The sequence below is a fragment of the Lysobacter spongiicola DSM 21749 genome, from assembly GCF_900167055.1.
In the GTDB taxonomy this organism is placed as follows: domain Bacteria; phylum Pseudomonadota; class Gammaproteobacteria; order Xanthomonadales; family Xanthomonadaceae; genus Novilysobacter; species Novilysobacter spongiicola.
Genome location: NZ_FUXP01000020.1, coordinates 1 through 20,876, shown reverse-complemented (window position 1 = coordinate 20,876; position 20,876 = coordinate 1). Strand labels below are relative to the sequence as shown.

General features: G+C 67.1%; 22 protein-coding genes and 1 pseudogene. 9 read left to right on the top strand and 14 right to left on the bottom strand.

What is annotated here, in order from left to right; translation table 11 throughout:
* Positions 1 to 1,250: 1,250 nt before the first annotated feature.
* From B5D37_RS15300 to B5D37_RS15295, 3 genes are all read right to left on the bottom strand, one after another.
* Positions 1,251 to 2,126, bottom strand: coding sequence for a DUF3800 domain-containing protein (locus B5D37_RS15300; protein WP_143814355.1), 876 nt, complete (start codon positions 2,124 to 2,126; stop codon positions 1,251 to 1,253).
* Positions 2,048 to 3,135 (bottom strand): IS3 family transposase gene (locus tag B5D37_RS14310; protein ID WP_234987920.1). Its coding sequence is split into 2 segments (ribosomal slippage): positions 2,048 to 2,883 and positions 2,883 to 3,135, totalling 1,089 coding nucleotides; the frame shifts between segments, so codons are not numbered across the junction. Before B5D37_RS14310 ends, B5D37_RS15300 begins: the two co-directional genes overlap by 79 nt.
* A gap of 64 nt (positions 3,136 to 3,199) precedes the next feature.
* Complete coding sequence (locus tag B5D37_RS15295) at positions 3,200 to 3,307, bottom strand: DUF3800 domain-containing protein (protein ID WP_143814354.1); 108 nt, start codon at positions 3,305 to 3,307, stop codon at positions 3,200 to 3,202.
* A 331-nt stretch (positions 3,308 to 3,638) separates the two neighbouring features.
* Between B5D37_RS15295 and B5D37_RS14300 the strand changes: the two genes are divergently transcribed.
* The 6 genes from B5D37_RS14300 (at position 3,639) to B5D37_RS14275 (ending at position 7,734) form a co-directional block, all read left to right on the top strand.
* Positions 3,639 to 4,028, top strand: coding sequence for an RcnB family protein (locus B5D37_RS14300; RefSeq protein ID WP_078759414.1), 390 nt, complete (start codon positions 3,639 to 3,641; stop codon positions 4,026 to 4,028).
* A 185-nt stretch (positions 4,029 to 4,213) separates the two neighbouring features.
* Positions 4,214 to 5,467: a sensor histidine kinase gene (locus B5D37_RS14295; protein WP_078759413.1), complete on the top strand. Its 1,254-nt coding sequence runs from the start codon at positions 4,214 to 4,216 to the stop codon at positions 5,465 to 5,467.
* Entirely contained in the window at positions 5,460 to 6,236 is a 777-nt protein-coding gene (locus tag B5D37_RS14290; RefSeq protein WP_078759412.1) for a LytR/AlgR family response regulator transcription factor, read from the top strand. The genes B5D37_RS14295 and B5D37_RS14290 overlap by 8 nt, the downstream gene beginning before the upstream one ends.
* Positions 6,237 to 6,275: 39 nt before the next feature.
* Positions 6,276 to 6,629 carry a hypothetical protein gene (locus tag B5D37_RS14285; protein WP_078759411.1) on the top strand — a complete coding sequence of 118 codons (354 nt, stop codon included), beginning with the start codon at positions 6,276 to 6,278 and terminating at the stop codon, positions 6,627 to 6,629.
* A 168-nt stretch (positions 6,630 to 6,797) separates the two neighbouring features.
* Positions 6,798 to 7,154, top strand: a complete 357-nt coding sequence (locus B5D37_RS14280; RefSeq protein ID WP_078759410.1) for a hypothetical protein — start codon at positions 6,798 to 6,800, stop codon at positions 7,152 to 7,154.
* A 67-nt stretch (positions 7,155 to 7,221) separates the two neighbouring features.
* Complete coding sequence (locus tag B5D37_RS14275) at positions 7,222 to 7,734, top strand: ferritin-like domain-containing protein (RefSeq protein WP_078759409.1); 513 nt, start codon at positions 7,222 to 7,224, stop codon at positions 7,732 to 7,734.
* A gap of 67 nt (positions 7,735 to 7,801) precedes the next feature.
* Here B5D37_RS14275 and B5D37_RS14270 read toward each other — a convergent pair whose 3' ends face one another.
* Positions 7,802 to 8,236, bottom strand: a complete 435-nt coding sequence (locus B5D37_RS14270) for an Lrp/AsnC family transcriptional regulator (RefSeq protein WP_159447418.1) — start codon at positions 8,234 to 8,236, stop codon at positions 7,802 to 7,804.
* A 65-nt stretch (positions 8,237 to 8,301) separates the two neighbouring features.
* On the opposite strand from B5D37_RS14270, the gene B5D37_RS14265 reads away from it, so the two are divergent.
* Positions 8,302 to 8,925, top strand: a complete 624-nt coding sequence (locus B5D37_RS14265) for a cysteine hydrolase family protein (protein WP_200809262.1) — start codon at positions 8,302 to 8,304, stop codon at positions 8,923 to 8,925.
* A gap of 27 nt (positions 8,926 to 8,952) precedes the next feature.
* On the opposite strand, the gene msrA is transcribed toward B5D37_RS14265, so the two are convergent.
* Positions 8,953 to 9,462: a peptide-methionine (S)-S-oxide reductase MsrA gene (gene msrA, locus B5D37_RS14260; protein WP_078759406.1), complete on the bottom strand. Its 510-nt coding sequence runs from the start codon at positions 9,460 to 9,462 to the stop codon at positions 8,953 to 8,955.
* A complete protein-coding gene (gene msrB / locus B5D37_RS14255) occupies positions 9,459 to 9,908 on the bottom strand; it encodes a peptide-methionine (R)-S-oxide reductase MsrB (protein WP_078759405.1) in 450 nt (149 codons plus the stop codon). The genes msrA and msrB overlap by 4 nt, the downstream gene beginning before the upstream one ends.
* A gap of 168 nt (positions 9,909 to 10,076) precedes the next feature.
* On the opposite strand from msrB, the gene B5D37_RS14250 reads away from it, so the two are divergent.
* A complete protein-coding gene (locus B5D37_RS14250; RefSeq protein ID WP_078759404.1) occupies positions 10,077 to 10,670 on the top strand; it encodes a c-type cytochrome in 594 nt (197 codons plus the stop codon).
* On the top strand, positions 10,667 to 11,563 hold the full coding sequence (locus tag B5D37_RS14245) for a DUF305 domain-containing protein (protein ID WP_200809261.1): 897 nt from the start codon (positions 10,667 to 10,669) through the stop codon (positions 11,561 to 11,563). Before B5D37_RS14250 ends, B5D37_RS14245 begins: the two co-directional genes overlap by 4 nt.
* A 24-nt stretch (positions 11,564 to 11,587) precedes the next feature.
* Here the strand turns inward: B5D37_RS14245 and B5D37_RS14240 are convergent, their stop codons facing one another.
* The 8 genes and pseudogenes from B5D37_RS14240 to B5D37_RS14205 form a co-directional block, all read right to left on the bottom strand.
* Positions 11,588 to 12,652: a lipocalin-like domain-containing protein gene (locus tag B5D37_RS14240; protein ID WP_078759402.1), complete on the bottom strand. Its 1,065-nt coding sequence runs from the start codon at positions 12,650 to 12,652 to the stop codon at positions 11,588 to 11,590.
* The gene (locus B5D37_RS14235; RefSeq protein ID WP_078759401.1) at positions 12,642 to 15,104 is read right to left on the bottom strand and encodes an FtsX-like permease family protein; all 2,463 of its coding nucleotides are present in this window, start codon (positions 15,102 to 15,104) and stop codon (positions 12,642 to 12,644) included. Before B5D37_RS14235 ends, B5D37_RS14240 begins: the two co-directional genes overlap by 11 nt.
* Positions 15,101 to 15,775, bottom strand: coding sequence for an ABC transporter ATP-binding protein (locus B5D37_RS14230; protein WP_078759400.1), 675 nt, complete (start codon positions 15,773 to 15,775; stop codon positions 15,101 to 15,103). The genes B5D37_RS14235 and B5D37_RS14230 overlap by 4 nt, the downstream gene beginning before the upstream one ends.
* A gap of 175 nt (positions 15,776 to 15,950) precedes the next feature.
* Entirely contained in the window at positions 15,951 to 16,715 is a 765-nt protein-coding gene (locus B5D37_RS14225; protein ID WP_078759399.1) for a hypothetical protein, read from the bottom strand.
* A gap of 35 nt (positions 16,716 to 16,750) precedes the next feature.
* Positions 16,751 to 17,644, bottom strand: coding sequence for a pirin family protein (locus tag B5D37_RS14220; RefSeq protein ID WP_078759398.1), 894 nt, complete (start codon positions 17,642 to 17,644; stop codon positions 16,751 to 16,753).
* Between the two features lie 58 nt (positions 17,645 to 17,702).
* Positions 17,703 to 19,769, bottom strand: a complete 2,067-nt coding sequence (locus tag B5D37_RS14215; RefSeq protein WP_078759397.1) for a S9 family peptidase — start codon at positions 19,767 to 19,769, stop codon at positions 17,703 to 17,705.
* 49 nt (positions 19,770 to 19,818) lie between these two features.
* Positions 19,819 to 20,550, bottom strand: a pseudogene (locus B5D37_RS14210) (FAD-dependent oxidoreductase); the annotation flags it as partial.
* Positions 20,547 to 20,876 (bottom strand): integrase core domain-containing protein (locus tag B5D37_RS14205; protein WP_143814289.1); only part of this gene is annotated, 330 nt, incomplete at its 5' end. The pseudogene B5D37_RS14210 and the gene B5D37_RS14205, both read right to left, overlap by 4 nt.

Below are 20,876 nucleotides of genomic sequence, written 5' to 3'. Positions count from 1 at the left end.
GAACGAATCGTTAGGCGCAGCGTACTCACCCGGAGGCTGCTTGCCAAATGCCTCAGTGGCACCCGCGAAGATGCCCACCGGACGCTCGACGAAGCCATGCCCGAAGCACCGTGAGACCAGCAGGAAGCAGCCCGAAAACCGGGAGCCGGTGCTGTTCACCGGACACCAGGAGGTGCCGGCGCGATGCACGAAGCCTTCGCGGCAGAAGTTGCGGACGACACGCGCTGGCATGCGTCCGAAGCGATGACACGAATGCGTAAGAAACCATGACGCTCGAACGCCGAACAACAAACCGAGGTGACGCTCTACAACCTGCGGCCTAACACCGGAATTAAGCCGACCCACAACGCGTGAGCCGGAAGTTGAACCAAAGCTCCAGCAGCGAACATGCCTGCAAATGGGACGAAGTGGGTTCGGCTTGAATGACCTGTTAGGCGATGCTGCCTTGGATGCCGGCAGACCCGCCAACACCACACCCCACAGCTCGGCCACCCGCCGAAACAGTACCAGCCCAGGCGGACCGATGCCTTACCCGGAAACCCCACGGCGACATGCGGCCGAAGATGGCTCCGAAATGATTGAGCCGAACAGCCGGAGCAACGAGACCGCCTGGCACGACGTGGTTGCCGAAGGAGACCAGCCGGAGCCAGCGTCGGATGAGCACGAGTCACGCCGCCAGCAGCGACGCCATTGCCCGAAGAAGCGAGCGTGGCAGAACTTTCCAGCAGCAGCCGCCTAACACCGGAATTAAGCCGACCCACAACGCATGAGCCGGGAGTTGAACCGAAGCCCCAGCAGCGAACATGCCTGCAACTAAGACGAAGTGGGTTCGGCTTGAATGACCAGTTAGGCGATGCTGCCTTGGATGCCGGCAGACCCGCCAACACCACACCCCACAGCTCCGCCACCCGCCGAAACAGTACCAGCCCAGGCGGACCGGCGCCTTACCCGGAAACGCCACGGCGACATGTAGCCGAAGATGGCTCCGCAATGATTGAGCCGACCTGCCGGAGCGACGGCCCCCCGGCGCGACGTGGTTGCCGAAGGAGACCCGCCGGAGCTAGCGTTGGACGAGCGCGAGTCGCGCTTCCAGCCCAGATGCCTCTGCCCGAAGAGGTGGCCGCAGAACAGCTTGAGCAGTGCCGCCTAACACCTGAGTTAAGCCGACTTGCGTAGCGTAGCCGACAACGTGGCAAGCTTTACCTGCCGCGTTGTTGGTGTAGCGAAGCAAGTTCGGCTTGAACGAATTGTTAGCCCGCAGCCAGGTCATAGTGTCTGCGCCACTGGGCTCTTGGCTCTGCTCTTACGGACGATATGAAGCTATTCAGGCGATCCATGTGGCGCCCATTACGCTCAACGATTGCGGCGCGAGCTACTCGGTCGCGGATAATTGAGTAGCACCTTGCATGAAAGTTCTTGGCATCTTGCGACCAAGCATTTCTGTGCCCTCTCTCAATCTCAATGAACCGCTTAGTGCAGTAGATTACAAGATCCGACAACTGAACCATTGGGTTCTTTTGAGAGTCCACGGAGTAGCTGAATTCCACTACCCACTTAACACGGTGAGCTACTGCTCCGCCGAAGCGGCGCTCATGCATTAGCTGCTCAATAAGACCGTGATGTTGGTCCTTCTGGTCAAGAATCACCATGCCACGGGCTGAAACTCCTAGTCGGTTACGGACATACCAGTTGATGTAGGTGATTAAGTAGTCGAAGCCAATGGGGTAGGGTTGGTCCGATCCGTAGGGAACTGGTGCGTCATGATTGGCTGCGGCCAGCGATCGCTTATCAATGGCAAGGTAATGAACTCCATGCGCGCGTTCTGCAAGCAAGCCAAGCAAGCTGAGAGCGAGCTCACAACGGGGCTGCATGTCATGGCCTACGAATGGGCCTGCCCCGTTTGGGCAAAGTAGCTCTTTCGAGTGCAGCTCGAAGCCATCAGGGACATTACCACCGAAGTAGTTGGAGATTATCTGAGCTAGGTGTTCCTGCGTCGTGTTCCATCCCTCGGTAATCCCCCCGCTTTTAGCGGACCGCAGAAGTGGAGCTAGGCAGCGAGTGCCAGTTTCTGCATCGGGGTGATGCCGCCGAGTGCCATGTTCGGGCGCTCGTGGTTGTACGTCCATAGCCAGCGGGTGGCGGTGTCCTGCACCTGCTCGATCGAGTCGAACAGCGTCCGTGCAAGCCAGGCATAACGCACGGTGCGGTTGTAGCGTTCGACATAGGCGTTCTGCTGCGGCTTGCCCGGCTGGATGTGCTCGACCCGGATTCCCCGTCGCTCCGCCCAGCCCAGCAAGGCGCCACTGATGTACTCGGGGCCGTTGTCGCAGCGGATCACCTTTGGCCTGCCTCGCCATTCGATGACCTGCTCCAGCGCCCGGATCACCCGCGCCGACGGCAGCGACAGGTCGACCTCGATTGCCAGCCCTTCGCGGTTGAAGTCGTCCAGCACGTTGAACAGGCGGAAGCTGCGGCCGTCGCTGAGCTGGTCGTGCATGAAGTCCATCGACCAGACCTCGTTGATCGCGTCGGGCACCGCCAACGGCTCGGGACGCGCGCGCACCAGGCGCTTTCTCGGCTTGATCCGCAGGTTCAACTCCAGCTCCCGGTAGATCCGGTAGACGCGCTTGTGGTTCCAGCCGAAGCCCTTGACGTTGCGCAGGTGCAGGAAGCACAGCCCGAACCCCCAGTCGCGATACGCCGTCGTCAGCCGCACCAGCCAGTCCGCGATCCGCGAGTTGTCTTCGCACGCTTTCGCCTGGTAGCGGTAGCAGGTCTCGCTGACCTCGAACGTCCGGCACGCATGCCGGATGCTCGTGCGTCCGCCTTCCACCGCCCCTCGGGCCATCTCCCGGCGTTGAGATGGCCTCACCATTTTTTTCCCAACGCCTCCTTCAGCAGGTCGGCGCTGAGCTGCGCGTCGGCATACATCTTCTTCAGTCGCCGGTTCTCGTCCTGCAGCTCCTTGAGCTGGGACATCAGCGACGCATCCATGCCGCCGAACCGGCTGCGCCACTTGTAGAACGTTGCCGAACTGATGCCGTGCTCGCGACACAGCTCCGGCACCGGCGTCCCGACCTCCGCCTGCTTGAGCACGGCAATGATCTGGCTGTCGGTGAAGCGGGACTTCCTCATGGAACCTCCTCGGTTCAGAGTACGAGAAAATTCCACTTCTGGCGTCTGCTAACGGGTGGGGGGATTACCCCTCGTCCCGCACACTTACGCCACCGATTACGAAGATCGGCTGGTTTGGGTCAGCAAGGTTCGCGCCCGTATCGCCTGATTCGTCAAGATAGAAGAAGTGCACGATAGTTGCTCCTGCGGGCTAACACTTAGTAGATCCCCGAAACGGGGCGGTATTCAATCTTCGTCGGCACGACGTCCGCCCGTCAATCGGCGAATTCCCCTGCCCTGCCAACAGCATAGCCGCTCCGCCCTCACCGGACCGGAGCTGCAGCCCCCGGTAAATGCTTCACAACCGGGGCGGTATCACTTAGCACCCCGCAAACGACTGATATCTGGACGACAGAAGCCCGGCAGCGCGGCTGAACTGTTGTCACCCGTTCACCGCAACTGGGCATCCTGTTCATCCGGCCCCAGCTAACCTCGCGAAGTCGACCACCCTGAAGGAGCTACCCATGCTTATCCGAACGCTCTCAACATCGCTGGTCCTGCTCGCCATGGCCTCCGCCCCGGTTATCGCCGGGGACAACGGGAAAGGACAGGGCAAGAACAAGGGTCACGGCCACCCCGCGGCCGCCCAGGCGCATGCCCACCACCCGGGCAACGCGCCCAAGCCGCAGGGCCGCCACGACAACGGCCGCCACCTGGGCTGGCAGAAGCAGGCCTGGAAGCGCGGTGACCGCATCCCGATGGAGTACCTGGAGCCGGTCTACTACGTCGAGGACTATCGTGCGTACCGCCTGCCGCCCCCGCCGCCGGGACATCGTTGGGTAAAGCCGGTGGATGACCGCTACCTGCTGATCGAGGCCGCCACCGGCCTCATCGCGGAAGCGTTGGGTTACTGATCCCATCCCGGATCCCTTGAAAGCCCCGCTCTGGCGGGGTTTTCTTTTGCATGCCCGTCCGGGCAAACGGCTGATTCGCGCTCCGCCCCGTTTCGTCGGCGTATTCCCTCGCCCGTCGCACCACCCCCTCCCCGGGGCCATCGGGCTGGCTATGCTCCACCGCAATCGAACCGCCGGTGGATCCCATGATCAAGAGCACCTTTTTCGTCCTGCGCCTCGCGGCGGCCTGGTTGCTGGCGATCTTCATATTCGGCGCCCTCTGGTCCGAGTTGCCGCTGCTGGGCCGCCTGGAATGGCCGATCGTGCTGGGCGGCATGCTGGTGATGGCGCTGGTGGTGGCCGGGGCGATTTCCCACCTCGGCCGGGTCCGCCTGGTCGCCGGGCGAATCGACAAGGCCACGCTGGCCAACCGGCAGCGCCGGCAGGTGGAGATTCCGCTGGAAGCGGGCGAGGCATTCGACCTGGTCGATGCCGCCATCCGCGAACTGCCCGGCGTCGAGCAGGTCGAGAGCGCCCGCGACAGCCTGCAGGTGCGGGCCAAGGTGGAGCGGCCGCGTACCTACGGCGAGCATCCGCTGGGGCGCTGGAATCCGCTGCTGTGGTTCGGCATCCCGCGCAACCAGATCAGCGCCACGGTGACGCCCGGGCATGACAGCGGCAGCGTCACGCTGATCTGCGAGCCCGAGTCCCCGGCATGGAGCGACTGGTTCCTGGTCGACGACGGCACCAACTTCGAGAACGCCGAAGCCATCACCCGTGCGATTACCCGGCGCGTCGCCGCCCATCGCCGTGGCGAGCGCGCCGCCGCCGCCCAGACCGAGACGGAGAAGGAGCTCACCGTCGCCAAGCTGAGCCTGCTGCACGCACAGGTCGAGCCGCACTTCCTCTACAACACGCTCGCCAGCGCGCAGTTGCTGACCCGCAGCGATCCGGCCCGCGCCGACGAGATGCTCGGCCACCTGATCCAGTACCTGCGCCATTCGCTGCCACGCACCGAGGAGGAAACCTCCACCCTCGGTGCCGAGCTGGAACGCGCCATTGCCTACCTCGAGATCCTCAAGATCCGCATGGGCCCGCGCCTGTCCGTCCAGGTGGACGTGCCGGAGAACCTGCGCGATACCCCGCTGCCGCCGATGATGTTGCAGACGCTGGTGGAGAACGCGATCAAGCATGGCCTGGAGCCGCGCACCAGCGGCGGCACGGTGTGGATCCGCGCACGGCTGACCGACGGCGTGGTCGCGGTGACCGTGGCCGATGACGGCGACGGCTTCAACACCCGCACCAGTGGCACCGGCATCGGCCTGAAGAACGTGCGCGAGCGCCTGCGGCTGGTCTACGCCGGCAACGCGTCGCTTTCAGTGATCGCGAACTTCCCGACCGGCGTCGCCGCGACCATCTCGGTGCCTCCCACCGACCGTATGGAGCCGGCCCATGTCTGAGCCGACCGCCACCTGCGTCATTGCCGAGGACGAGCCGCTGCTGCGCCAGGCCCTGGTGGACCAGCTCTCGCGGGCCTGGCCCAAGCTGCGGATCGTGGCCGAGTGCGAAGACGGCGCCAGCGCGCTGGAGGCCCTGGCCGAGCACCAGCCCGAAGTGGCCTTCCTCGACATCCGCATGCCCGGCCTGACCGGCCTGGAAGTCGCCGCGGGCGCAGCGCAGGCCAGCCCGGGCACGCGCATCGTCTTCGTCACCGCCTATGACCAGTACGCCATCGATGCCTTCGAGCGCGGCGCGGTCGACTACCTGCTCAAGCCCATCAAGCCCGACCGCCTGATGGCGACCGTGCAACGCCTGCAGGCCCGGGGCGGGAGCAACGACGCCGCGGCGCTGGCGGCACTGCTGGAGCGGCTTGGCCCCGCCGCCCTGAAGGGCGATGCCCCCGAACCGCTGACCTGGATCACCGCGAGTGCCGGCCGCGAAACGCGCCTGATCCTGGTCGACGACGTCGCCTATTTCCGCGCCGACAACAAGTACACGACCGTGGTCACCGCCGAAGGCGAGGCGCTGCTGCGCACGCCGATCAAGGAGCTGCTGACGGTGCTGGACGCCTGCACGTTCAAGCAGATCCACCGCTCTACCATCGTCAACCTGAAGGCGGTGGCGGGGGTGGTGCGCGATGACAGCGGCCGCGGCACTGTGCGCCTCAAGTCGCGCCCAGAGACGCTGGCCGTCAGCGCCCCGTTCATGACGTTGTTCAAGCACATGTAGGAATCGGCCATGCACTGGCCGCCCCGTACCGGAGGTTCCATGAAACTCAGTGCCCTGTTCTACTTCGTCCTGTCGCTGTTCGGCTGCTCCACGGCGACCAACGTCCACCTCACCCGGACCATCGTCGACGGCAGTGACACGCTTTACAGCATGTCGACCGCGCGCGATGGCGTGGCCCGTTTCGAATGCCGTGGCAGCGAAAGTGGCCACTGCTATTACGCGGTTTACTCCGACACCTGCGACCCGGCTGGAAACGCCTCCGCCTGCGATCCGTCGCCGCTCAGGGAGTTCGCACTGGCGGTCGGCAGCCAACAACAGATCACGGGCCTGCAGGACTTCCATCTGTGCGTCAGCGCACATGAGGATGTACGTGGACCCGACTGCGAAAACTGAACTGTTTCCGACCCTGCGCCCCCAGAAGTTGACGGGGCGCGATTGATTCACGGCCACGTGCCACCGGTTTAACGACTTCGCTGCGAACCTCGCCGCGAGCCTCGAAGGCCGATGGGATGCTCCCGTCCGGCCCGCCCCCTCGAGAGGCCGAACCAGAGGAGTACAGCCATGAACCGTACCCGCATCTCCACCCTGTCCCTGGCCCTGCTGGGCACCCTGGCACTGGCCGCCTGCGACAACAACGTCGAGACCGCCGACACCACCACCGACGTGCCCGACACCACCGCGGCCACCGACACCCTCGGTGCGGACCGCGATCGCATCGGCGTCGACGATCCGCTCACCAATGATCCTGTCGACGACACCACCACCATGGGCGACGCGGGCGATCCGTATGGCGATCCGATGACGCGTGACCCGGCGCTCGTCCCCGAGGATGACGCACTGGGCAACGACGAGCTGGACCAGGAGCGACTGGATCCGGAATACCAGGATCCGACTGAAGGCACCCCGCCTGCACAGTAACTCCACGGAGGGCGCGGCCAAGATCGCGCCCTCCTCTTTCCAACCACCGGATAGAAGGAGCGACACGATGTCGAAGACCCCCACCGAACGGATCATCCAGTGGCTGCGCGATGCGCACACGATGGAAACCGAGGCCGAGACGATGCTGAAGGCGATGTCGTCCCGCATCGAGCACTACCCGGACCTCAAGCAGCGCATCGATCGCCACATCGAGGAAACCCGCGGCCAGGCCCAACGCATCGAGGCGCGCCTGAAGGCGCTCGACAGCAGCCCGTCCGCAGCCAAGGACATGATGGCCAACGTGATGGCAGCCATGCATGCCGGCGGCAACGCCATGATGAGCGACGAAGTGGTGAAGGGCCTGGGCATCAGCTACGCCTTCGAGCACATGGAGATCGCCAGCTACCGCAACCTGATGTTCGCCGCCGAGGCCGCCGGCGACACCGCAACCGTGCAGCTGTGCCGAGACATCCTCCCGGAGGAAGAGGCGATGGCCGCGTGGCTGCTGGAACACCAGCAGAGCCTGATGCACCAGTTCCTCGCCCGCGACCAGGCCGAGGACACCACAGCCAAGCGCTGACCGTCGCCACGCTCGTCGGGCACGCCTGCTCGAAGCCGGGCGCCGGAGCCAACCGGCGCATCCCGGCTCACCCGCGGTCGAGCATCACCCGCAGCACCGGAATGGTGGTGACGTCGTCGATGCCCTTGAACGCCGCGACCTGTTCGCGCACTTCCGACAGCATCGCCGGCGTGTCGGCCTGCACCAGCACCAGCATGTCGATCTCCCCGGCGACGCTGTGGCATGCCCTCACCGCCGGCAAGGCCACCAGCAGCGGCATCACGTCGTCGCAGCTGAAACCTTCCGCGTAGCGCAGGAACAGCCACGCCTGCAGCGGATCGCCGCCGCTGCCGAGCCGCACCGTGTACTGCGAGATCACCCCGCCCTTCTCCAGCCGCTGCAGGCGTTCCTGCACACTGCTGCGCGACAGTCCGACTGCGCGCGCAAGCGCCACGGTGGACAGGCGTGCGTTGTCCTGCAGCAGCGCGATCAGCTTGCGGTCGATGGCGTCGAGGGGCTTCAAGGGTCCAGGGAACCTGCGATGCGATGGCGTGGCCGTCATTGTGCCGGGTTGTGACCGGCGCGCGCATGGCCGCATCGTGGCGCCCCCGCCACCCGTTCCCGCCCACCGCCATGACCATCGCCCTCGACGTCCCGACCGCCCTCATCCCGATCGATGTGCAGCGTGCCTTCGACATGGCCGCCAGCAGCAATCCAGCCATGGAACCCAACGGTTTGCGGCTGCTGGCTGCGTGGCGCCGTGCCAGCCAATCGGCCGAGCTGCCACTCATCCACGTCCGGCACGATTCGGTGCAGCCGGGTTCGCCGTTCCGCCCCGGGCAGCCGGGCCACCCCCTGCGACCCGGTTTCGAACCCCGGGGCGACGAGCCACTGGTTACCAAGTCGGTCAACGCCGCCTTCATCGGCACCGACCTGGACCTGCGGCTGCGCCGGCTCGGCGTGCAACAGGTGGTGCTGTTCGGCATGACCACCGACATGTGCGTCTCCACCAGCGCGCGGGTGGCGTCGAACCTCGGCTACCGCACCATCGTGGTCGGTGATGCCGCCGCCTGTTTCGACCTGGTGGACGCGGATGGCACGCGGGTGCCAGCGCGGGAGATCCATCGCGCCCACCTTGCCACCCTGCACGCGGAGTTCGGCACCGTGGTCGACACCGAAGCCGTGCTCGCCGCCCTGGGGCAGCGCGACTGAAGTACGGCTGCCTCCGGCAGTCCGGTTCTACTCGCCCGCGTGTCGCCGCGGCAGCACCCAGTCCGGCCGGATGAAGTGGCAGGTGTAGCCCTGCGGATAGCGCTCGAGGTAATCCTGGTGCTCCGGCTCGGCCTCCCAGAAATCCCCGGCGGGTGCGACTTCGGTGACCACCTTGCCCGGCCACAGCCCGGAGGCCTCGACATCGGCAATGGTGTCCTCGGCGATCCGCCGTTGCTCATCGGACACGTAAAAAATCGCCGAACGGTATGACGCGCCGACGTCGTTGCCCTGGCGGTCGCGCGTGGTCGGGTCGTGGATCTGGAAGAAGAACTCCAGCATCCGCCGATAGCTGGTCCGCTCGGGATCGAAGATGATCTCGATCGCCTCGGCGTGGTTGCCATGGTTGCGATAGGTCGCGTTCGGCACCTCGCCGCCGGTATAGCCGACGCGGGTGGAGACCACGCCCTCCTGCTTGCGGATCAGGTCCTGCATGCCCCAGAAGCAACCGCCCGCCAGCACCGCACGCTCGGTGGTCATCGTACGTCCTCCACCTGGTCCAGGTAGGCGCCATAGCCCTGCGCTTCCATCTCGTCACGATGGATGAAGCGGAGCGATGCCGAGTTGATGCAGTAGCGCAGCCCGCCGCGGTCCGGGGGCCCATCCGGAAACACATGGCCCAGGTGGCTGTCGCCGTGGGTGGAGCGCACCTCGATACGGACCATCCCGTGTGAGGTATCGCGCAGCTCGCTGACGTGCGCGGGTTCGATCGGCTTGGTGAAGCTGGGCCAGCCGCACCCGGACTCGTATTTGTCCGACGAAGCAAACAACGGCTCCCCGGACACCACGTCGACGTAGATCCCCGGCTCCTTGTTGCCCAGGTACTCGCCGGTGCCGGGGGCTTCGGTACCGCTCTGCTGGGTCACCCGGAACTGCTCCGGGTCGAGCCGGGCGATGGCGTCGGGGTCTTTCCTGTATTGCGGCATGGCGGTCACCTGCGGAAGGGGCGGTGGGAAAGGCTGTGATGGGGGTTGGAGGCCGGATCTCAACGGCCAACGTCCCGGATGCGGCCGTGCCAGTGGCAGCGGGCCCGTGATGTCCCGTCCACGGCCCCGGGCGTAGGGTGGCCGCGTCTTGGCTCATCGGGAGACGCTATGGACACCGCACGGAAACGGCTGCTGACCGGGCTGGTCGGGGGCGTGGTGGCGACGCTCGTCGCCTTGTTCCTCATCGCGCTGCTGGTCGCCTATGGCGGCATCTACGACATCGGCGCGAGCAGCGGACACACATCCGGTGCGCGTTGGCTGACCGACAGCACCATGCGCAGCTCGGTCCAGGCCCGGGCACCGGACGATCCGGACCAGGCCCCCGGGCCGCAGGAGATTGCAGCAGGCGCACGCGAGTACAAGGCGATGTGCGAGCACTGCCACGGTGGCCCCGGCACCGAGCCGGCCGGCTGGAGCCGGGGCATGTTGCCGCGCCCACCCCACCTCACCGAAGCGGCGGCGGAATGGGAGACCGGCGAGGTGTTCTGGATCGCCAGTAACGGCCTGAAGTTCACCGGCATGCCGTCGTTCGGCGAGGACCATGACGACGCCACGCTCTGGAACATCGCCAGCTTCGTGACCCGGTTGCCCGGCATGACGCAGGAACAGTACGACGCCTACGGCACCGCCCACTCGCACGGCGGAGGCGATTCCGGAGCGGGGCACCACGGACAAGAGCCGCACGGGGAGGCACGACCATGAAGATGTCCTACTGGCGCTTCGCCGCGATGATCGCCACGTCCACGCTGGTGATGTTCGTGCTGATGTACCTCAACACCTACGTGCTCGACCACGTGCACTGGAGCGAGACCCGTGCGTGGATGGCCTTGATGATGGGCGCGACGATGGCCTTCATCATGCTCGCCTTCATGCTGTCCATGTACAAGAAGCGCGCGGTGAACATCGCGATCTTCGTCGGCAGCATCGCGGTGTTCGCGCTGTCGCTGTGGCTGGTGCGCAGCCAGGCCACCATCGATGACAGCGAATACATGGAGGCGATGATCCCGCACCATTCGATCGCGATCATGACCAGCACCCGCGCGCAGATCAGCGATCCGCGCGTGCGCAAGCTGGCCGACGAGATCGTCGCGGCCCAACGGCGCGAGATCGCGGAGATGAAGTACCTCGTCGCCCACATCGAATCCGGTGCCGGCGAGGTCGACGCCCTGCACGAACCGTCGACCCAGCCGCGGGTCGTACCCGCCGCCGAGGCCATCCACAGTGCCACCATCGCCACCATCGACCTGGAAGAACTGCAGGAAGCGGAGATCACCAAGGTCCTGGGCGGCGACACCTATTGCGGTTTCCACTACTCCGCCGAATCCGGCCCCGTGGCCGCGATGCGCGTGGACCGGAACGGCGCAGGCCGCGGCGTGCTGAAGCTGCACGGGATGCTGGTGGAGCTGGCCTCTTCCGCCCCGGCACCGGATGGTGCGTTGACGCTGGCGGCCGACGGCATCGAGCTGGTCATCGACAGGCCTGCGGAGGCGGCGAGCGGCGGCACTTCATCGGAGGCCGACGGCCAATTGATCCTCGATGAAGGCCTTGAGGTCGGCTACCGCGGGCACTACCGCTGCCAGCAACCGGGAGCGTAATCGCCAGCCGTACGGCAGCTGGCCTCAGTAGCCGGTCATCTCCAGGTAGCCGATGCCGGCGTGGCTGCCGGTGACCCTTACAGGCCCTTCCCAATACGCGGTATCCAGATCCATCCAGGCGTCGGGGTTGATGGCGCCGACCTCCACCTGAAGGCCGTCGTCGAGGATGGCCAGTGACCAGCGCGTCGGCACCTTCCGGCCGGCCACGCGGGTGCTGGAAAGCGGCCGGAGTTCGACGTCGCCTTCGCGCAGCGGCCGGGTACCGCCATCAGCGCCGATCCAGTTGCCGCTGAGGTAGAAGCCGCCGTCGGCGTGGCGCACCCGGAACAGCATCAACCGGCGGCCGTCGTCCAGGTGCAGGGAGAACCAGTCCCACCCCACCTGGTCGGCCGCGACCGGCTGGCTGCTCCACTCCCGGTCCATCCACGCGGTGCCGCTGACTTCAACTTCGCGGCCTTCGATGTCCAACACGCCTTCGGCCCGGAAGAACGGTTGGCTGTAGTAGTAGGAAGCCTGTCCGCCGCCGGACTTGCGGCTGAAGCCCTGCTCGCCCTGCAGCACCAATGGACCTTCGGCCTCCAGCTTCAGCCGATAGCCGAAGCCCTCGCCGTTCGCCCGGGCCACCAGCGTGCCTGCGGGATCACCGGCCAGCGACCAGTCGTCGATCCACGCTTCGAAGGGTTCCGCCACCACGCCCGCCTGCCCCACGCCGCCGCGCGCCATCAACTGCGCCGACCAGTGCCGGTCCTCGGTGGTCATGCCGGCGTGGCCCATCCACAGGTTGCCGTTGCCCCAGCCCGGCCCGTCGGCCCGCGGACGCAGCGCGTTGCGGAACAGCGTCCATTGCACGCCGTAGTGATTGCCTTGCGCGTCGCGCAGGTTGGCGGTGACGTACCACCACTCGATGCGGAATCCGGTGTGGGCGCCATGGTCGTCCGGGAACTCGAACGTTTTGCCCGGAACCACCTGCGCAAAACCTTTGCTCTCTCGGCCGAGACCGGCGAAGCCTTCCGTCGGCGCGGAGGCCCGTTCGCCGCACCCCGCCAGCAGGGCGAGCAGCAACCACGGAAGCAGGAACCTAGCGCTCATCGGAAAACGCCCTCAGCAGATCGACCGGGCGGCTGCGCCAGAGCTTCCACAGCGGCCAAGCCGAAGCCAACGCGGTCGCCGCCATCGCCCAGCCCGCCAGCTGCAGCAACTGTCCAGGGAACACCTGCAACGGCAGGCGCCAGCCGAAGGCCTGCACGTTGATCACCGCCACCAGTGCCCATGCCAGCAGGATGCCCAGCGGCAGCGCGAGCAACAGGGTCAGGGCGGACAACAGCCAGGCCTGCGCCGCGTTGAGCTGCATCAACCGAGCGCGGCTGACACCGGTCGCCCACAGCGGCGCGAGTTGCCCGAGACGGCCCTGCCCCTGGGTCAGCAACGCGATGAAGAGGGCCACCCCGGCCACGCCCAGGGTCAGGCTGTTGAGCGCGGCGGTGGCACTGAAGGTGCGCTCGAACACCTGCCTGGCCCAGCCCTTCAGGCGCGCCTGGTCGACCACGCGGTCGCTGCCGAGGTCGAATTCCTCCTGCAGCCGCGACGCCAGTGCTTCGGCGTCATCGGGTGCGACACGTACCGCGAAGCTGTCCACCGGCGCCCCGGGCCAATGGCGGAGCAGTTCCTGGTTGGCCACGAGTACGTGCCCGCGCGGGTTGCCGTAGTCCGCGTAGATCGCCGCGACCCTCGGCTGCCAATTGGAACCGCTCGTGGGCAACGTGATGGCATCGCCGGCCCGTACGTCGAGCCGGCGCGCCAGTTGTTCGCTCAACATCACGGCGCTTCCGTCGAACAACGCATCCCATGGCTCGTCCACTGATTCCAGCAACGGCCAGTGCTCGCGGTAGAGCGAGTCGTCGGTGATGCCCGAAAGCTCGACCGGATAACCGTCGACTTCGATATCCAGTCCCCGCACCACCACGTGGTGTTCCACCTCGGTCTGGCGCGGCAGCCACTCCTGCAGCGCGCGCGCCTGTGCGTCGTCGTTGGGCCGTATGTACAGCTCTGCCGCCAGCCGCTGGTCCAGCCAGGCGGTGAAGGTATGGCGGAAGCCCTCGGTCATGCTGCCGGCGCCGACATTGGCAGCCAATGCCAGCAGCAGCGCCATCAAAGCCAGGCTCAGTGCCGGCAACTGCTGGCGTGCGTCCGCGATGAACCACCCGGCGAGTGGTGAGCGGCCGGTGGTCGGGATCAATCGCAACATGCCACTCAGCAGCAGTGGCAGTCCGAGCGCCGCGGCAAGCAGCATGCCGCCGAGCATGACGAAGCCGCTGACCAGGCTGTCGCCCCACTGCCACGCCACCAGTGCGACCACTGCGGCGATCGCGGCGACGATGCCCTGCCGCCGCAGCCAGAGCCGGTGCGCCTGCATCCAGGCCTCGCCGCCGGCGACGGCGAGCAGCGGTAGCCGGGCCGCGCGCCAGAGACTGCTGGCGCCGGCAAGCAGCGCGCCCACCAGCGCCAGGCCAAGCCCGCTGAGCCACCACGCCGGGCTGAGCGTCAGTTGCCCGCCGATCTCGGCGCCGTACAGGCCGCGCAAGCTTGCGGCGACATCCGGCAACAGCAGGCTGGCGAGCAGGTAACCACTCGCCACGCCGGCGGTCCCGCCCAGCAGCGCCAGCACGCCGAGCTCGATGACCAGGGCCAACAACAGCTCACGCACGCCGACGCCGCTCGCGCGCAAAGTGCGGAGCAGCGGGCGGCGCTGCTCCAGTGCCAGGCCGATCGCCGCGTGCACGATGAACAGCCCCACTGCGAATGCCAGCAGTCCCAGCGCGGTGAGGTTGAGGTGGAAGCTGTCGGTGAGGCCGTCGAGGCCGGTGTCGGCGCCGTCGTCGCGTCGCAGCCGTGTATCCCATGGCGGCGGCAGCGTGCTCTGCACCGCGGCCGGCACCACCAGCCGGCTGATCTCGCCAGGCGTCTGCAGCAGGCGCTGGGCGACGCCGATGTCGACCATCAGCACGCCGGGCGCCATGCCCCCGCGCGCATGCAGCGGCGGCAGCGCTTCGCCGTTGGCCAGCGGCTGCGTCGCGCCTTCAGTCAGATCCAGGGCCTGCATCGTCTCTCCCGCAATCCATCCCTGGCCGGGGGGACCGATGAAGTCGATCAGCCCGCCCGGCTGCGCGGGCGCACCGGCCATCCTGCTGCCAGGCGGCAGGCTCAACGGCTCGATGCCCATCACCCGCAGGCGCCCGCTGCCATCGGCGAGTTGCACCGTGCCTTCCAGCACCGGCGATACCGGCCACCCCTGCCGCCGCAACTGGGTGAAAGCTTCCTGCGGCAATGGCTGTCCATCCACCGGCTGCAGGTTCGCGTGCGGCGTTCCGCCGATCAGGTCATTCGCGCGCGCGTAGCTCTCGCGTGCCTGCCCGTTGATTGCCTGCACGCCAGTCAGCAGTGCGGTCGCCAGCCACAGTCCGGTGAACAGGCTGAAGAACTGCACCGGGTGCCGCCGCCAATGGCTCAGCAGGGCACGCAGCGTCCAGCGCACGATGCTCATGCCGATGCTTCCACCCCCGGATGCACCCGCCCCTTCCGCAGCACCACGGTGCGCTGCAGCCGCGCCGCGACCTGCGGGCTGTGGGTGACCATCAACAGCGTGCTGCCGCTGCCCGCCACCAACTCCAGCAACAACTGCAGCACCTGTTCGGCGGTGGCCTCGTCGAGGTTGCCGGTGGGCTCGTCGGCCAGCACCAGCGCCGGCCGCGCCGCCAGCGCACGGCCCAGTGCCACGCGCTGCTGCTGGCCCCCGGAAAGCTGTTCGGGATAGCGGTGCAACAGCTCGCCCAACCCGAGCTGCTCCACCAGTCGTGCCTGCCATCCGGCATCATGCCGGCCGGCCAGGCGCGCCTGGAACGCCAGGTTGTCGGCGACCGTCAGGCTGCCGACCAGGTTGAACTGCTGGAAGATCAGCCCGATCCCGCAGCGGCGCCACTCGGCCAGCTCGCGCTCGCCCATCGCATGCAGCGCCTTGCCATCGGCATGGATGCGCCCGCGGTCGACGCCGTCCAGCCCCGCCACCAGGTGCAGCAGCGTGCTCTTGCCGCTGCCGGATTCGCCCATCAGGGCGAGGCTGCCACCACGCTCCAGCCGCAGATCCACGCCCTGCAGCACGGGCAGCGGCCCCTGCGGGGTCGGGTAACTCTTGTACAGGTCTTCGACATCCAGCATCACGGCCTCCGGCGCACACCCCATGATCGCCCAGACCGTGTGTACCCGTAGGAGCGACCTGAGTCGCGACCGCGCAACTCCGGCCGGGCTGCGGTCGCGACTGACGTCGCTCCTACAGTCGCGATCGGATGTTTTTGAGCCTGCGCCGGATCCATGGTCGCGGCTGAAGCCGCTCCTACAGGAGGCCCATCACCGGGATTTCCTCGACCACCCGCAGCGGTGCGCCGGGTGCGTCGCGGGTGATGATCCACAGGCCATGGGACCAGTGGCTCGCGCCCGGGATCCAACTCGAAGTGGACAGCAGCAGGTCGGCGACGCCGTCGTGGTTGAAGTCACCGCGCGCCTTGATCGTCAGGCCTTGCCTGCCGCCCCAGTCGTTCTCGATCGTTGCCCCTCCATCGGGGCGCGTGACGACCACGGCCTCTCCGATGTAGTCCCCCAGAGTGCCAACCGCCGCATGCAGTTGCCGCACCGTCCGCTCATTGTCGCCGCTGATGATCGTGCCGAGCAGGACCGGCAGCGCCCGCACGGACGACTCGTCCAGAACGAAGCCCTCCAGATGGGAACGCGCGGCAGGGACGGCGCCGGCGATGGCACGCGCCCCGTAACAGGTGGAAGCCCAGGCGCGCTGGATCCGCCCATCGAGATAGCTACCGGTCCAGCCGCGTTCATCAGCGCGGAACAGCTCCTCGCACGACCGCACCTCGACTTCGTTGCCATCATCATCCAGCACAATCGAAACCCGCGGCTCACCGTCGACCTGCCATGGCTGCGCCATCCACCGCGTCCAGTCTTCCGCATCCGGCGCAGGTACGGAATCCATGCCGTAGCTGTCGCTCCAGGTCACCGGGGATTCCACCCGGCCCATGGTGCTGCAGCCGCTGGCCGCCACCAGTAGCAACGCCAGGATTGCCTTTCGTGCTTGTTCCTTGTCGAGCATTGTCCCTCCGTGGGCATGTTGGTGCTGCCGCGGCCTCACGACATCGGGTTCGGGGGCGCCTTGGGATCGGGTGGCAGCGGGATGAATTCGCGGTCGTCGAAGTCGGGGAGCTTCATGCGCTGCGCGCGCCAGTCGGCCTTTGCCTGCTCGATGCGCTCCTTGCTGGAGGAGACGAAGTTCCAGTCGATGAAGCGCGGGCCGATCGGCTCGCCGCCGAGGGCCATCACCAGCGAGGGTGCCTTCGCGGCAATCACGGCTGACGTTCCGGCCGCGAACACGATCATCTGGCCGGTGGTGAACTCGCGCCCATCCACCTCCACCACGCCGCGTGCAACATAGGCGGCCCGCTCGGGATAGTCCGCCGGCATCGCCACGCGGGCGCCCGCGGCCATCGTCCAGTGGATGTAGAACAGGGGCGAGCGCACCGGTACCGACGAGGCTTCTCCGAATGCCGCACCCGCAATCAGGTGCCCCTCGGCGCCATCCTGCAGGAGGCTTGGCAGGCCATCTTTTCCGATGTGGTCGAACGCCGGCTCGCACTCCTCCTCGCCATCAGGCAATGCCACCCAGGCCTGGATCCCGTCGAGCCTTCCGCCTTCGCGACGCGCGCGTTCGAAGCGCTCGGAGTGGGTGATGCCGCTGCCGGCGGTCATCCAGTTGACCTCGCCCGGCTCGATCGGCTGCACCGAGCCGACGCTGTCGCGGTGCATGATCTCGCCGTCGAACAGGTACGTGAGCGTCGACAGGCCGATGTGCGGATGCGGCCGCACGTCGACGTCGTCCGGGATGCCGGCGGGCAGGTCCACCGGCCCCATGTGGTCGAAGAAGATGAAGGGGCCGACCATGCGGCGTTTGTGGAACGGCAGCACCCGGCCCACCTCGAAACCGCCGAGGCTGCGGCGCCGCGCATCGATTACCAGCTCGATCATGACGACCTCCTCGCCGTAAAGCCAAGCGGCGGGCGTCGCGGCCCGCCGCCGGGGTTGCCTACTTGCGGATCGCCTGCTCGTGGCCTTCCAGCGCCTGCGCCAGGCCGGGCACTTCTTTGGCACCGGTCGGCACGCTGATGCTGGAACCTTCGAAGTCGTCGGCGATCGGCTCCGCTCGTCCACCCAGGCACGCGCTCAGGAAGCCTTCGGCCACCGCGTTGAAGGCCTTGCTGTTCTCCGGCCGGGCAAAGCCATGGCCTTCGTCCGGGAACAGCACGTAGGTCACCGGGATGTTGTTGGCGGTCATCGCATCGACGATCTGGTCGGACTCGGCCTGCTTCACGCGCGGATCGTTCGCGCCCTGTCCGATCAGCAGCGGCTTCCTGATGCGCTCGGCGTGGGTCAGCGGCGAGCGCTCGGTCAGCCACTGCCGGCCCTCCTCGGTGCGCGGGTCGCCCATGCGCTTGGTCAGTTGCTCGTAGAAGCTGGCCCAGTACGGCGGCACGGTGCTGAGCAGCGTATTGAGGTTGGAGGGGCCGACGATGTCGACGCCGCAGGCGAAGGCGTCGGGGGTGAAGGTCAGGCCGGCAAGCGTCGCGTAACCGCCGTAGCTGCCGCCCATGATCGCCACCTGGTCGGCCGTGGTGACGCCCTGCTCGACCGCCCACTCCACCGCGTCCAGCAGGTCGTCGTGCATCTTGCCCGCCCACTCGCCGTTGCCGGCGTTGGTGAACGCCTTGCCGAAGCCGGTGGAGCCGCGGAAGTTCACCGACAACGCCGCATAGCCACGGTTGGCCAGCCATTGCGCATACGGACTGTAGCCGTAGCTGTCGCGCGCCCACGGGCCGCCGTGCACGAAGAGCACCATCGGCACCGCGGCGTCGGCCTTGCCGTCGTTGTCGGTGTCCGCGCTGCGGGGCAGTGTCAGGTAGCTGACCAGCGTCTTGCCGTCGCGCGAGGTGATCTCCTGCGGCCACTGCGGCACCAGCGGCTTGCCTTCCAGTTCCGGCCGTGCCGAAAACAGTCTGGTCAGCTTTCCACCATTGGCGCGGTCGTAGCGGTAATAGACCACCGGGGTCTCGGCGGCGGAGTAGGTGACGATCCAGGTGCTGTCGTCATGGGTGCGGGCGTTGATGCCGACCTCGCCCGGGCCGATCGCCTCCAGCTTCTCGAGGTCCGCGGCGATCGAGGGATCGACCGCCTCCCACTCCTCGCGCAGGTAGTTGACCGCGACGGCCTGCACTTCACCCGTTTGCGGATGCGCCAGGGTGTTGCCGACGTCGGCGCGTGCGTCCTCGCGCACCAGTTCGCGTTCACCGCTCTCCACGTCCACCGCATACAGCGCCGCGGTATCGCGGCCGCGCGAATCGAGCATGTACAGCGTCCGGCCGTCGGTGGTCAGGCCGCCGGGCGAGGTGGTGAGCGAATCCTCGAACGGAATGTCAGAGTACTTCTCCCAACCGCCCTCGCCGTCCGGCTTCAGGATGTCCTGGCCGCCATCGGGGCGTGCGCGGGTGGCGTAGCGCACGGTGAAGCTGTCGTCGGCCAGGTAGCCGCCGATCTCATCGTCGTTCTTCTCCACCAGGGTGCGTTCGCCGGTGGCCAGGTCGACCTTGTACAGGTCGTGCCACTTGGGATCGCGGTCGTTCATGCCGACCAGGATCGTGCCCGGCTGCGCGTGGCTCGCGCCGACCACCTGCGCGGTGGTCTTCGGGAACGGGGTGAGGTCACGCGTCTCGCCGGTCGCGATGTTCACGCTGTAGAGGTGGAAGTCCTCGTCTCCACCGGTGTCGCGCAGGTACAGCAGGGTGTCGGGCAGGTAGGACCAGAAATAGCGGCGGATGCCACGCGCTTCGTCGTCGGTGACCGCGCGCGCCTGCGACGGGTCATCGGCGGGCGCCACCCAGACATTCATCACGCCATCGACCGGCGCGATCCAGCTGAGCGTCTTGCCATCGGGGCTGATCATCACCAGCGCGCGCTCCGGGTTGCCGAACAGCGCTTCCCGGGAAATGAGTTCGGTGTCGGCGATGCGGTCCGCGGCGGTCGGCGGCGTCTGCGCCAGCGCGGACGAAATCGACATCGCGAGGATCAGGCCTGCAACGGGGATCAACGGCTTTTCCATGTTCGTCTCCAGGGGTCAGGCAGGAAGGTGGACCCGAAGCAGGAGTAGATCACCGATCCGGGGCGAGTTGTACCGTGCCGGAAGGCGCCCCCTGGCGGGCGCGGCAGCCATCGAGTGCCTCCAGGAAGGCGTCTGGCAGCGGCATGGTCCCCAGCCATCCCCGGCGTGTGCCGGTGAGCACGCGCAGCATCTGGCCACGCCCCCCGGGGACCCGCGACATCGGGTGGAAGACCAGGTCGCGTACCCGGGCGAGACGGTCCCGCTCGGACTGGAACAGCGGCGTCAGCCAGCGGCTCCAGAAGTGGTAGATGCCGATGTGCGAACGGCGTCCGCGCGCGTATTGCTCCAGCGCCATGCCCAGCGATCCATGCGCGCGCAGCGCGTCGCGCAATGCCCGGGCGTCGAGCAGCGCCATGTTGACGCCCTGTCCCAGTTGCGGACTCATGGCGTGTGCGGCATCACCCAGCAACACCGCACGGCCGCGATGCCAGGCCGAGTGCACGGTGTCGCGGTAGCGGGCCTGTGCCAGCCCTCCGGGCACGGCGGTGCCCGCCAGGCACTCCATGGCCTCGGGCCAAACCTCTCCGACACTGCCGCGCCACGCATGTTCGTCGGCCGCCGCCCGGTCCAGCTCCGCGACCGGCAGGCTCCAGAAGAAGCTCAGCCGCGGCGTCGGATCATCCGGACGCGTGCCCACCGGGAGCATGCCCACCATGCGGCGCGCGCCTACGTATCTCTGCTGCAATTCGTCGACCCAGCGCCACGTCCCGGCGGGCGCTAGATGTGTAAACCCAGCACGTTGTTCAGCGGGATGCGGGTAATGGGCGGCTTGTAGCCAAGACTGGCGTGTAGCCGATGCCAGTTGTAGTGGTGCAGCCAGCCCGGGAGGGCGCCTGCGCGCTGTTCGGAGTTGGCATAGGAGCGTGCGTAGGCCCATTCGCGCAGGCAGGTCTGGACCAGCCGCTCGGCCTTGCCGTTGGTACGCGGGGTATAGGGGCGCGTGCGCAGGTGGCGCATGCCGAGCCGGTGGACCAGGCGGCGGAAGCTGCGCGATCTGTAGCAGGCACCGTTGTCGGTCAGGACACGCTCGAAGCGCACACCCAGGCC